The organism is Domibacillus robiginosus, assembly GCF_000966195.1.
GTDB lineage: Bacteria > Bacillota > Bacilli > Bacillales > Domibacillaceae > Domibacillus > Domibacillus robiginosus.
Map to the genome: position 1 here is coordinate 18,100 of NZ_LAHL01000033.1, position 12,191 is coordinate 30,290.

The 12,191-nt window shown below is 41.1% G+C and carries 11 protein-coding genes and 1 pseudogene; 4 read left to right on the top strand and 8 right to left on the bottom strand.

Features of this window, described 5'->3' with window-relative positions:
* Nucleotides 1-299: 299 nt before the first annotated feature.
* A complete protein-coding gene (locus tag VP97_RS15240) occupies nt 300-998 on the bottom strand; it encodes a DUF421 domain-containing protein (protein WP_050182770.1) in 699 nt (232 codons plus the stop codon).
* 1,352 nt (nt 999-2,350) lie between these two features.
* Here VP97_RS15240 and VP97_RS15255 point away from each other — a divergent pair.
* A pseudogene (locus VP97_RS15255) lies at nt 2,351-2,955 on the top strand (YdcF family protein).
* Between the two features lie 401 nt (nt 2,956-3,356).
* Here VP97_RS15255 and VP97_RS15260 read toward each other — a convergent pair.
* The 4 genes from VP97_RS15260 to VP97_RS15275 form a co-directional block, all read right to left on the bottom strand.
* The gene (locus tag VP97_RS15260) at nt 3,357-3,536 is read right to left on the bottom strand and encodes a hypothetical protein (protein ID WP_050182773.1); all 180 of its coding nucleotides are present in this window, start codon (nt 3,534-3,536) and stop codon (nt 3,357-3,359) included.
* A gap of 156 nt (nt 3,537-3,692) precedes the next feature.
* Nucleotides 3,693-4,262: an SCO family protein gene (locus VP97_RS15265; protein WP_050182830.1), complete on the bottom strand. Its 570-nt coding sequence runs from the start codon at nt 4,260-4,262 to the stop codon at nt 3,693-3,695.
* 129 nt (nt 4,263-4,391) lie between these two features.
* Complete coding sequence (locus VP97_RS15270) at nt 4,392-7,499, bottom strand: AAA family ATPase (RefSeq protein ID WP_050182774.1); 3,108 nt, start codon at nt 7,497-7,499, stop codon at nt 4,392-4,394.
* Nucleotides 7,496-8,617 carry an exonuclease SbcCD subunit D gene (locus tag VP97_RS15275; RefSeq protein ID WP_050182775.1) on the bottom strand — a complete coding sequence of 374 codons (1,122 nt, stop codon included), beginning with the start codon at nt 8,615-8,617 and terminating at the stop codon, nt 7,496-7,498. The genes VP97_RS15270 and VP97_RS15275 overlap by 4 nt, the downstream gene beginning before the upstream one ends.
* Before the next feature lie 128 nt (nt 8,618-8,745).
* On the opposite strand from VP97_RS15275, the gene VP97_RS15280 reads away from it, so the two are divergent.
* Entirely contained in the window at nt 8,746-9,174 is a 429-nt protein-coding gene (locus VP97_RS15280) for a DUF2621 domain-containing protein (RefSeq protein ID WP_050182776.1), read from the top strand.
* A 15-nt stretch (nt 9,175-9,189) separates the two neighbouring features.
* Here VP97_RS15280 and VP97_RS15285 read toward each other — a convergent pair whose 3' ends face one another.
* Both VP97_RS15285 and VP97_RS15290 read right to left on the bottom strand, forming a co-directional pair.
* On the bottom strand, nt 9,190-9,684 hold the full coding sequence (locus VP97_RS15285) for a CcdC family protein (protein WP_425388479.1): 495 nt from the start codon (nt 9,682-9,684) through the stop codon (nt 9,190-9,192).
* A 32-nt stretch (nt 9,685-9,716) separates the two neighbouring features.
* Nucleotides 9,717-10,424 carry a cytochrome c biogenesis CcdA family protein gene (locus VP97_RS15290; protein WP_050182778.1) on the bottom strand — a complete coding sequence of 236 codons (708 nt, stop codon included), beginning with the start codon at nt 10,422-10,424 and terminating at the stop codon, nt 9,717-9,719.
* Nucleotides 10,425-10,594: 170 nt separating this feature from the next.
* Between VP97_RS15290 and VP97_RS15295 the strand changes: the two genes are divergently transcribed.
* Nucleotides 10,595-10,774 carry an aspartyl-phosphate phosphatase Spo0E family protein gene (locus VP97_RS15295; protein ID WP_050182779.1) on the top strand — a complete coding sequence of 60 codons (180 nt, stop codon included), beginning with the start codon at nt 10,595-10,597 and terminating at the stop codon, nt 10,772-10,774.
* Nucleotides 10,775-10,800: 26 nt separating this feature from the next.
* Here VP97_RS15295 and VP97_RS15300 read toward each other — a convergent pair whose 3' ends face one another.
* Nucleotides 10,801-11,319, bottom strand: a complete 519-nt coding sequence (locus VP97_RS15300; protein WP_050182780.1) for a hypothetical protein — start codon at nt 11,317-11,319, stop codon at nt 10,801-10,803.
* A 346-nt stretch (nt 11,320-11,665) separates the two neighbouring features.
* Between VP97_RS15300 and VP97_RS15305 the strand changes: the two genes are divergently transcribed.
* A complete protein-coding gene (locus VP97_RS15305; RefSeq protein ID WP_342667327.1) occupies nt 11,666-12,151 on the top strand; it encodes a branched-chain amino acid aminotransferase in 486 nt (161 codons plus the stop codon).
* Nucleotides 12,152-12,191 lie beyond the last annotated feature (40 nt).

Genomic DNA, 12,191 nt, shown 5'->3' on the forward strand with positions numbered 1-12,191 from the left:
ACAGTAATTTGGCTGGCAAGAATAAAGCACCAAAAACCCGGTTAATTCCTTTTTACAGTTAGCTTCTGCATATTTTTATCCCAGTTTATAAATACTACTGTCAATCTATAATGGAGAAAAATAGTTGTAAGAATGTATATTCCAATTTAGAAGATGGATGCTGTTCAAAAAATAATATAAGGAGCGCAGGCTGCTCCTACCCGAACAAGAAGAAATGTATGCTAATTCCAAACAGAAGGAGAAAAGAAGCGCCTTTTCTTTACAAGAAAAGAAGACCCTGGAAGAGATGGAAAGGATCTTTATGATAGGTTATCTTTTTTACTGTCTATATAAAGCGTATGATCTGGTTGAACTTCAGCATATAAGACGTCTGAAATTGTTTCGATTCCCGCTTGCGATAATTGTTTATTCAGCCATTCTGTACTAAGGTTGAGTTTTTCCAAATTATTTGTATTAATTACCCCATCAGATACAACTTCCGTTATTGTAGGCAAAAGTTGCTTTTGTGGATTTATAACACTCATATCACCTTTTGTGACGGATTGTTTATTATCTTTCTTCATAACAGAAAGCTTACCTGTAGTTTCGAAAATGGCATACTCCACTTCAGTGATTGAAAAAATGTCTTTTTGTCTCAGCAATGCCGTTAGAGCATCTATATCCAGCTGAACTTTACGCAGGGGCTTTTCCATTATCTTGCCGTTTTGGACGATAATAAGAGGCTCTCCGTCAATGAGTTTTCGCGCTTTCCTCGATTTCATAATGATTCGTCCCGATAGGGTTGTCAATACGCTCCATCCAATTAGTGAGATAATACCATTTAAAATGCTTAAATCCTTATTGAAAGCAAGGTTCCCCGCTACAGAACCGATTGCAATAGCAGAAGCAAAGTTGAAGAACGTTATTTCCGAAATTTCTTTTCTTTCCATAATCCGCATTAAAATTGATAAAGTCAGAAAGGACAAAAATGTTCTGATGATTGTTTCTGTAACACCCAATTATTTATCCCCTTTTTTATAATATTGTCTCCTTAAGTGGAAGAAATATTTACTTGAAAGACTGTCGCTCCCTCATTCTGTTGAAATTTCTTGAACGTTTGAGAGCAACTCGTTAAAAGCCTTCTTGCAGTTTTTTAAAGGGTCAATAACCATGAATGTGAACAGCATTTTTGCCAATACATCGCCTTCTACGTTAAGCTCTGCCAATTTACTAACTTGAAAATGCTCCGTGGGAAGTCTGTCCGTTCGGTTCGTTAGATAAATGCATGATCTATTTTGTTCATTTTCTGATGGATGAAGCCGTTCGGTTACATGTATGATGATGTTTTTTATACATGATCTCAACGTCGACACCTGCCCTGTCCAGCAAGCGTCATACTGAACAAGATTAAAAATGAATCAAACGCCCACCTGATCAGCAGCTTTACGCTTCTTTCTCGTCTTTATATAAATTTTTTATATTTATGACACACATTAAAACAAATGTGTTATACTATTTATGCAAAAGCTTTGATTTAGCGTCCGCCTGGAAAGCGGACGTCTTTTTTTTTTTTGAGTTTCTTCTGTTTTATATGGATTTACATAGGCCGCAAAATCCATCCGATTCTATAAAGAACTCGTCCATACTTAGTTTTATCTGATCCTGGCGACAACCTGCTCTTTAAGCACGAGAATTAGGTGTAGGAAATGAGCAAGCTCCCGGATGCGGTGAAGGACGACATACAATAAACACGCGAAGGCAAATAAAAGAAACCACTGAATGAAAAATAAATTCAGCGGTTTTTATGGTTTACTGCATACTGGTTCATCTCGAACCATCCTCAATGCTTAAGCTTTAGGGATATATAAATCTGATTTAATTTCCTCAAACATTAGACAAATATGATTGAACGGACTCGGGTAATAGCTGAAAGAATAATCCTTCATATTTAATATCAAGTAAACCAGCAATAATCAAAAATATAACAATGAAAATGAAAACAAATTTCCTGTTCTTTTTTAACCTCAACTTCAAAGAGTTCCCCTCCACTGAAAAATACTCCAATAGCTCGCCTGTTAGTTATGTAAAGTTTTATCCTTCAGCCTCCCTATAACAAAGGAAAAAACCTCATTTATTTCTGATCTACTTCAGTCTGTTGAATACGAAACACCCTGTCAATTCTCCCATGTGCCTTTTCACTATGTCAACATTTGTTCGGATAATAGAGATTACCCGGCGATGTTAAAGATCAGTATGCAGGAGCCGAACAGCTATTTTTCTTTTAAGCAAAGAAAAATATAACTTATACTTTAAAAGAAAGGTTCTGCAAGATCAGAACAATGATTAAACAGCTTATGTTGCAAAGGGTGAATTGAATATGTCCAGAAATTCCTTATTCAGATGGGTCTTCACTGTAATCGTTATTTTCCTTATTTTCATAGCTTACTCGGCGTTTAGTATATGGGGTCTTTCGGCGGCAAAATTCAACTGGTTAAGACCGATGTGGCTGTGGTACTTGGTGCCGCTGCTTGGGATGATGAGCCGTCTCCTGTTTTACGGGAAAGGATAAATCATGCTATTTGGCTTTATGAGAATAAATATACGGAAAAACTATTGTTTACTGGCGGCAAAGGAAAGAGCGATAAATTTGCGGAGTCAGAGGTTGCGAGGGATTATGCCATTCAAAAGAATGTTCGTTCGGAAGATATTTTAATTGAGACTAAATCAAAAATCACTGAAGAAAACCTTACATATGCCTATGACATCGCAATGGAGAAAAATCTTAAAACAGTTGCAATCGTAAGCGATCCATTGCATATGAAAAGAGCCATGTTAATGGCAAAAAAAACTGGAATGGACGCATATCCATCACCCACACAAAGTTCCGTATATAAAACATTGGACAGTAAAATTCCGTTCTTCTTTCGAGAATTGTTTTTTTATATCGGTTATATGTTGAGTCTGCCATTCAGATAATGTGAAAAGGAGGAAAAGGACAGGCTCAAGGATGGAATCTGTTCAGTTCATCAAAAAAGGTCTGGTGTTTAAATCAACTGTACCGGTTTACCACATTATTAATTGGTGTCCCATTTGTTTATGAACATCGATGATGGGCTATTCAATACTGAATTATATTCTTTTATCAGGTGGTTTAACACACGTTTTACCATTTAGTCGGCAAAATGGTCTTTTCCTTTAAAAAACAGGCTGTTAAAAAAAGAAAACCCCTGATTACCAGGGTTTTCTTTTTTCTACCAGGTGCCCGGCGAGATACCTGTTTCTTTGCCCGGAACCTGGTGAAACACATGACTATTTGTGAATAAAGGAGAACGCAAACCAGGCTGGAAATCGAAGAGGGTCAAAATTATTGAGAGGACTTAATACTTTCTTGAACCGCATTTCGGGCAAATATATACATCTTCCGCATCAAAAATGGAACCACATTTTGTTTGCTCAAGTACAATCATAGCACTGCGAAGTTCTGCTCTTTGTCCTTCCCATCCGCATTCACACTTCACATTGTTCGTTGAGCCAAATTTGTATAATCCATAATTCATACTGATTCACCCCTTAATCAAAGTATTCAGATAATATCTGTATGTTCATTTTACTGAGATAATGATTAATTTTCAATAGCGTAATAATTAATTTTTTGTAAATCTTAGCAATTACTTTTTTTAAATAAAAAACTCCGAATCAACGTTCGGAGTGTTTTACCCTTCTGATAAGATTTTTATGTCTTCCACAATTTCATCATACGGCACATCTTCCCCATCCTGCTTGTTTCCCGGATAGCTTTTTACCACTGTTCCATTTTGATCGACCAGGTAAAAACTCGTTCCGTGGATAAATTGGTCGGACTCGGGATCAGGCATAGCAATAGCTTGGAAACTATCCTGGGCAAATGCACTTATTTCTTTTTCTGTATAACCAGTTAAGAGATTCCAATTAGATTCATCCACATCATAATGAGAAATGTACTCTTTTAGTGCGCCTGGTGTATCCCGGGTCGGATCAATACTGAATGAGACAATTTCATAGTTTTGAATCTTTTCTTCGTTCAGCCGATCCTGAACCTCACTCATATTCCGTGTCATAGGCGGGCAAACGGTCGTGCAGTTTGTGAAAATAAAATTGGCCAGCCATACCTTTCCTTTCAAATCGGCCAAGCCGACTTTTTCACCATTCTGGTTTGTATGGGAAAAGTCCTGGACTTCTACATCCATATCGCCTTTGAACTCGCTGTTTCCGCAGGCAGACAACAAAAATACAGTGGCTGCCATAATAAAAATGGACTGAACTACTTTCACATAACTCCCTCCAAACGCCTTTTATCCTTTTATGGTAGGGGAAACCTTTTGAATTCTCAATGCGCTTCTAACAGTAATCTTGAATACTTTATGAACGTTTGGTCAGTTTTCACTCGTAAAAACAAATTTCGCCTTGCTTCCCGTATTAGACTGACCGACTTCAAGGCGGGCATCAATCCGTTCCTTCAGCTCCGGCACGTGAGAAATAATGCCGACAAGACGGCCGTCCGCCTGGATATCCATTAACGTTTCGATGGCCTGATCCAGTGATTCTGGATCCAGTGTACCAAACCCTTCGTCCACAAACATCGTTTCAAGTGATACGCCGCCGGCATAATTTTGCACAATTTCTGCCAGTCCAAGAGCAAGCGCAAGTGCCGCTTTAAAGCTTTCTCCTCCCGACAGGGTTTTTACATGACGGCTGGCGCCTGTATACTGGTCAAACACAAGAAGGTCTAAGCCGCTTTGTGCATTACCTTTTGAACGCTCGGTTAAACGTTCCAGCAAAAAGCGTCCATTTGTCATTGCCGTTAATCTTGTATTGGCTGCGGCGAGAATTTCCTCCAGAAACGATGCGAGCACATATCGTTCAAAGGTGACTTTCAAGTCGTTCCTGCCATGTGTAACTTCAAACAGGTGGCCAGAAAGGCGATATGCTTCTTCTGCCTGTGCCATTCGTTCCGCTGCACTTTCAACCGATTGGCGAATGCGTCGTGAGTCTTTGGCGCAGGCAGCGATAGAAGAGGCTTCACTGGTCCATGCGGCCGCTTCCTCATTTAACGCTTGAATTTCTGCTTCTAATTTGTCAATCTCTACTCGCTCATATCCTTCCAGTGCGGCTGTCAGCTCATGAATAAGACGAAAAAGATCATGCTCTTTCTGATCATATTGCTGGACAGCTTCTTTCATTTTCGCAAGCGAATCCAGCCACCCTTTCGCTTCGACATATTGCTCTGTTAACAGAAAGCCGGCCTGCTGACGTTTTGTTTGAAACGTTTCATGTGCTTCATGATAGCCTGTTTCTGTCTCCTGCAGTGTTTGATGACGTTCCTCCAAAACAGATGCGGCGGCCTCGAGAGCCGTATAGTTTTTTTGGGCATCCTTTGCTGCCTGCTCATACCGCTGCTCCAGAATGGCCAGCGTTTGCTCCGTGTGTTCCAGCTCTCTGGAGAATCTGTCACTATTACGCATATGCTCGGGCACTGCCTGCTCAAGCTGCTGCAGCGTACTTTGCGCTTGAATAAACGCAGCGTGGTCATCCATTTCCTGCCGCCGGGTTTGTTCTAGTTGAGATTCCAGCTGTTTCCTTTGCTTGCATACATCACGGTGCCGCTGTTCTAGCTCTTCTTTTTGTACAAGCTTCTGCTCTGTCTGGCGGCGGTTTTTTTCCGCTTCTACTAAACGCTTTTTCGCTTCTTCCACTCCAAAATCAAAAGAAAGCTTCTCCTTCAACTTTGTCACTGTTTCTTTTACATGCTCCCGGGCAAAACGGGATTCTATCCATTTTTGTTCTGCCAGACGGCTTTTTTGCTGAAAGCGATTTGCTTGTTTTTCTGCTTCCTCAAGTGCTTGTTCCGTTAAAGCCGCTTCTCCCCCTTTAGCCGGGGCAGGATGATGAAGAGAGCCGCAGACCGAGCAGGCTTCTCCATCCTTTAATTGACGGGCGAGCATGACCGCCTGGCTTTTGTGCCATTTTTCTCTTGTACGACTCAGCTGTTCGGCTGCCTCAGCGGCTGCTTCGGCTGTTTGTTGAAATTGATCGCGGGCTGCTTTTTCCTCCTTTTCAAATTTATCCAAGCTAGATTGAGCAGCAGACAGCTCTCCAAATTGTTCCACTAGTGCAGTGAGTTTTTCAATTTCATAGCCGGCTTTTAAATAGATTTCCTTTAAAGAGCCAAAAGCATGAAGGGATTCCTCTATCCCCTTTTCAGTTTCAGATAAGTCATGAATGCGCTGCGTCAGCCGGCGGCTGGCCTGCTTTGTTGCTTCAAGCCTTTCTTTGGTTTGCTCTGCGTCGCCTGTTGCCCCTTGATACGCATACACCGCTTCCTTCATAGCCTGAAGCTGCTTGACCTTTCCTTCCCACTCCTCACGTTCAGGGCGGCGGTTTTCTTCCCGTTCCAAGTGTTCAGCTGATTCTTTATACAGCCTGCGTGCGTTCTGCACTGCCGCCTCAGCTTCACTTTTTCGTTTTTGGGCAGTCAATGCAGCCTGATACGCCCGCTTTTCCATCATTTCATAGGATTGAAGATTTGCTGCCCGTTCTGCTCCTTCTATTTTCAGTCGGCATTGATGGATGCTGTCTCGTTTTTCATCCAGTTCCTGCTTTTCAACATGTGCTCGTTCTAAACGGTCAAATTGGGTGTTCCGTGCCAGACCCCGCTCCCGTTCTCCCAGTAAAAAATCACGGCGGATACCCGCACTCTGGATTTTTTCCTGCAGAGCAGCAATTTGCTTGTCCATTTCCGCAAGATCCACTTCAAGCTGTTGGAAAACAGCCGCCTTTTGAAGCGGTTCTTCTTCAAGCAGTTTCTCCATGCTGCTTGAGTAGGCGGGCAGGCTTTTCAAAAGGGCCATTTGCTGATCCGCAGCCCGCCCTGCTTCTTTTTTCAGTACATCAGACTTCTCTTTTAAAATCTCTTCAACCCGTTTATAAAAAGAAGTTTGAAACAGCTTTTGGAGAATTTTCTCTTTTTCCTGGCTGCCGGCCATTAAAAGCTTTTGAAATTCTCCCTGGGGAATCATTAAAATTTGCCGGAACTGATTGGCTTCCAGACCAATGAGCTCATTCATTTTTTCATCTGTATCCCGTACATTTGCTGCCAGCAGCTCTTCGGTCCCATCCGATTTTTTTTCATACAGCTCCGCCGTTGCGGCTGCCGTTGTCGTACCGCCGCCACGTGCTTTTGGCTTTTCCTGCTGCGGAGTACGCCGGATAAAAAATGTCCGCCCCTTTAATTCAAATAAAAGTGAGACTTCGGTCAGCTGTTTCGGATCGGCCAATTGGCTCCGCATCTCAGAGGCGCTTCGATGATCCCCGCTTGGCTTTCCGTACATAGCAAAGCTGATTGCATCAAATATCGTTGTTTTTCCAGATCCCGTTTTGCCGGAGATCACAAACATTTTTCGGCTTTCAAGTGCCGAAAAATCAATCACCTGCCGGCCTGCATACGGACCAAAAGCGGTTATCGTGAGTGTAACAGGCTTCATTCTTCCTTCTCCTCCTGTTTAGCTTCTTGCAATATAGAAGTCATGTATTCTCGTTTTTCATTTGAAAAAGCAAACCCGGTCATCGCTTCATAAAATTCTCCAAACAGATCAAGCTCATTTTGTTTTTCTTTTACTAAAGGTGCCGATTCAAAGGAAGCAGGAGCAGAAGTCGATTTTTCAAGATGAAGAATGTAAGGAAATTTTTGTTTTAACTTGGCCATCGGATCAATGAGCGCTCCTTCGTCCTTTAACAGCACTTTTATATAATCTTCAGACCCTTTAGCTTCCATTAATTCATCAAAAAAACCAGTTACAATTTTCATATCCCGTTTAGGCATCAGCTCTTTTTTTGTTACAGTCAGCCTCTTTTTATCATCAATTTCTACAATCGATACACTTTTTGTGTGAGCTGCCTCTGAAAATGAATATTTAAGCAGTGAACCGGCGTATTGAACTGTTGGATGATGAATAGCTGCCGGATTATGCAGATGCCCGAGCGCCGTATACTCAAAAGGAGCAAACAGCTCAGCGCCGACATTTCCCGTTCCCCCAACTGATAAAATCCGCTCCGAGTCACTGGTTTCGCCACCCGTTACAAATGCATGGCCGACTGCTATATGAACGGCATCTTTATCCATACGTTCACTTAAGCGGCCCGTAAGCACCTTCATGGCGTCATGATGCGTACGTATGGAATCGTCTTCAAACAAATACCGGACAACTCCAGGCTCTGTATAAGGAAGGCAGTGAAAATGAACACCTTCAATAACCGGGCAAAACATGTTTTTCTCCATTTTCCCGGCCAGATAAAAACGATTTTGCCGGAACCAGGTTGAGCCAAACGCCAGCCGGTCTGCACTATCATGATTTCCAGAGATGGCTACGATGGGCACATTCATTTCCACATTAATGGCGAAAAGCGTTTCATTTAGCAAATTAACGGCAGAAGCCGGCGGCACCGACCGGTCATACAGGTCCCCTGCTATTACAAGTGCATCCGGCTGTTCCTGCTCAATCAGGCGAATGAGCCCTTGAAGCATAAAACGCTGGTCCTCGATCATCGATGCCCCGTGTACCATTTTGCCGAGATGCCAGTCAGCCGTATGAATAAATTTCATTTCGATTTCCTCCTATACGTATGTATGTTCCGATCATAGCAGATGATCGGGAACTTGAAAAGAATGAACAAGCCATGTTTTGTTTGATATAATAAAGCTGGAGAAAATCATATAACGGGGGTTAGGGGATGCTTGAAGGCTGGTTTTCTTACTTTATTGTTGCCTGGACAGTGATTCTTACCGGCTTGTTTGCCATAGGCGGTTTTTTTATGTTTCGTAAATTCCTGAAAAAAATGCCGAAGCAAGACGGACGGTCTGACATGGACTGGGAAGAGTATTATGTAAATAAAACACGGAAGCTATGGGGATCTGAAGAAAAAAATATGCTTGAAGAATTGGTTTCTCCTGTTCCGGATTTGTTTCGTGATGTGGCTCGTCATAAAATTGCCGGCAAAATTGGGGAGCTGGCTCTGAAAGAAAAAGCCCGGCACGTTTCACCTGACTTAATTATCCGCGGCTACATTATGGCTACACCGAAAAGAGATCATAAATTTTTACGAAAAAAGCTTGATGAAATGGACATTGACATTTCACCCTACCAGCATTTATTTAAATAAAAAACAGCCTTTTGCTTAAAAGGCTGTTTTTTCCGTTATGGGCATCGGCTGACTGGGCAGCTGCTGCTTCAAAGTATGATATTTTTTATACATAACAAGCCGCCACGGTAAAATCATCGCAAATGCCAGAATAAAAAACATGCCGCCAAGCTGACCTACATCAATAGATGCAGACAACACAAGCTTTCCTATAATACGAATCACAAGAAGTGTCATTAAAATAACCGGAAATGCTTTCGAACGTTTTAAATAAATGTCCTGTCCGCGTATTTCAAAATTTGATGTTTTCATGAGCAGAAGAGAAAAAACACATCCTACAGCGGCTGCTTCAAGCAGCTCAAGAGGGGTTACTCGAAACATTGGAAATAAAAACATTAGGGCGCCTGTGCTCATAAAAAGCGGAGGCAAAATGATTTTCCGGGCCGAAGTCGGTTTTTTAGCGGCTTTCATCCGGATAAACAAAGCACCCAGTCCCATCACGACAGCTGCTACAGATGATGCTGCAACCATCCAATCCATATTGATCATCCCTTTAATACAAATTAAAAACCAGTGAATCCACCGAATAGCGGTGTAAGGATCATTATGATCTTTGTCATCCAATCAAAAAACAGGATAATACCCATTCCTATCATAACATAACCACCGATTTTTACAATCTTTGCACTGTGTAAACGGATCCATTTCGTTCGCCCAATAAAAAAGGAAAGCACAAAAAAGGGAATCGCAAAACCAAGTACATAAGACATCATATAAAGCATCGCAGAGTCCGGGTTTGTTCCCGCCATGTAAATAACAGCCAGCAAAATAGGACCCGTACAGGGTGTCCAGCCAGCTCCAAAAGCAAGACCGATAAGCGCGGATCCTGCATATCCAACAGGGCGGCTTTTAAAGGTAACCTTTTTTTCCGACATCATAAATGCCGGCTGCAGTATACCGGTCACAACCAGTCCAAAGAAAATAATAAAAATAGCGCCCAACTGACGAATAAGGTCATCCCATTCCTTTAAAAACTGGCCAATAAAAGAAGAACCAAATCCAATTAAAACAAAAACAAGAGAAAAGCCCAGCAAAAAAAAGAGCGTGTGCAGCATACTTCTTCTTTGCAGCATGGCATTATCATTTTTCAGCTCATTCACACTCATACCTGTAATATAAGATAAAAAGGCAGGATACAGCGGCAGGCAGCACGGTGAGATGAAGCTTAAAAATCCTGCGCCAAATGCTAAAAATATGTTTAGCTCACTCATGAATCGATCATCCTTTCCTTTTTATTGTAACAGAAACGACATGAAACGGAGCACCCACGTTAAAATGATCAGAAAAAAATAAAAACGGTAAATTTTTTTGAAAATAAGTAAATGATTGGGTATACTAGGAAGTGTAAAACTTTATATACCAATGGAAAGGGTTGTCCGCCGTGAACAAAGAGATACTGCTCGACGCCATTGAAGCGAAGCGGACTGAACTACTAAATGTGGCTTTTGAAAACGGACTAACCTCTCCTCTTGCGATCGAATACAGCCAGGAATTAGACCGTCTCTTAAATTTATACGATGAACTGCTTATTCAACATGCTAAAAGAGCGCACGCAAAATAAAAAAACCGTCCGAATGGACCGTTTTTTTATTTTTTCTTATAAACACCAATTAAGCCGTTATCGATAAACATTTCATCAAATTCAGCCACTACTTTGTCTCCAGGAACAATTTCGCTTCCAAATACATTTTCGTCTGTAAAAAGAATGTCTCCTACATTAGCACTTGTGCCCTCGAAATTCATTTCTCCGTGCTTATACCATACACGCTTAACTGTATAAACTACTTTTTCCGGTTTTACATATTCAGCGATATTAAAACCGCCGTCTTCCCAGTATGTCCGAATACGGTCTCCGACTTTCAACTCAATTTCAACGTCTGATGGTTTGAAGCGAATCGTTTCTCCGTTACTGGAAGTTGCGCGGTAATAACCTTTTTCAATATTAGGGGATTTAAACGTTACTATATAATGTTTTAATGAAATACCTTCTTTTTCGAGCATTTCGTATGGAGTGCCTGTTAATTCGTCCTCAGAGGCTAGAGCCGGGATGCTTGCACCGAACAGTAGGAATGGAAGAACAAATAAAGACAATAACCTTTTTTTCATTTCGCATCTCCTCCTTTTCTCTCATACCTTTATATACCCCATCCCCTTTTGACTTAAGCCTTTTCACAGAAATTTTTACGGGTTTTCTAGATTATTTATCCCGCTGTCTTTATTATATTCACCTATTTTAGGAAATATGTTCCGGAACAAAAATACCTTTTGGAGAATATTCGATAGAGTTCAATCAAATTGTAGCTGTTGTCATCATAATCGATGTTGTGACCAGGTAACGAAGAATTTGAAGTAGGCAGGGAGTAATCCTGTCCGGTTACAATTATTTAATCCGTCGTTTGTATGCTATGATTGAATGAATCAAGTACAAAAAAATACCAGGAGGACAATTGCGATGTTAAAAGAACAAATGGAAACATACCTATCAAAAGCTTTAAGTGAGAATAGGGCTGAATTGTTTAAAGAGGAAAAGGAATATGCAGAAAGACATCATCTGACAAATGATTTTACTATTATAGAAAAAGAAAATAGCACCCGATTTACTGATGCTTACATAGAGCGCAGTAATAAAGAAACCGAAGAGTTGATTTCAGAAGAATCAGCTACGTTTTTATCACAGCCCCTTGAATACCTAAAAATCAATCGAAACGAATTCCTTTATATCGAATCAACCTGGTTTGAATTAATCGGCGTTGAAACACTTTCATTGGAAGTCGATGATGTGTTTGGAGCCTATAATGCCCTGTTCGGTTTGAAATTCCAGAAGAAAATGGGAAATGCATTAAAGGCTTACTTAAACCATGAACTCCAGGGAGGAACTGGAACATACAGTTTAATGTTCAATCAGGGAGATGGAGTGTGGGATATTAATTTTCCTTGAATAGTGTAGAAGGATTTAAGGAAGATATGTCTTTAGGTGA

Excerpts from the sequence above, each read along its gene's own strand:
- VP97_RS15260 (WP_050182773.1), bottom strand. The coding sequence starts at position 3,536 with ATGAATTATGGATTATACAAATTTGGCTCAACGAACAATGTGAAGTGT.
- VP97_RS15265 (WP_050182830.1), bottom strand. The coding sequence starts at position 4,262 with ATGGCAGCCACTGTATTTTTGTTGTCTGCCTGCGGAAACAGCGAGTTC.
- VP97_RS15270 (WP_050182774.1), bottom strand. The coding sequence starts at position 7,499 with ATGAAGCCTGTTACACTCACGATAACCGCTTTTGGTCCGTATGCAGGC.
- VP97_RS15275 (WP_050182775.1), bottom strand. The coding sequence starts at position 8,617 with ATGAAATTTATTCATACGGCTGACTGGCATCTCGGCAAAATGGTACAC.
- VP97_RS15280 (WP_050182776.1), top strand. The coding sequence starts at position 8,746 with ATGCTTGAAGGCTGGTTTTCTTACTTTATTGTTGCCTGGACAGTGATT.
- VP97_RS15285 (WP_425388479.1), bottom strand. The coding sequence starts at position 9,684 with ATGGTTGCAGCATCATCTGTAGCAGCTGTCGTGATGGGACTGGGTGCT.
- VP97_RS15290 (WP_050182778.1), bottom strand. The coding sequence starts at position 10,424 with ATGAGTGAGCTAAACATATTTTTAGCATTTGGCGCAGGATTTTTAAGC.
- VP97_RS15300 (WP_050182780.1), bottom strand. The coding sequence starts at position 11,319 with ATGAAAAAAAGGTTATTGTCTTTATTTGTTCTTCCATTCCTACTGTTC.
- VP97_RS15305 (WP_342667327.1), top strand. The coding sequence starts at position 11,666 with ATGTTAAAAGAACAAATGGAAACATACCTATCAAAAGCTTTAAGTGAG.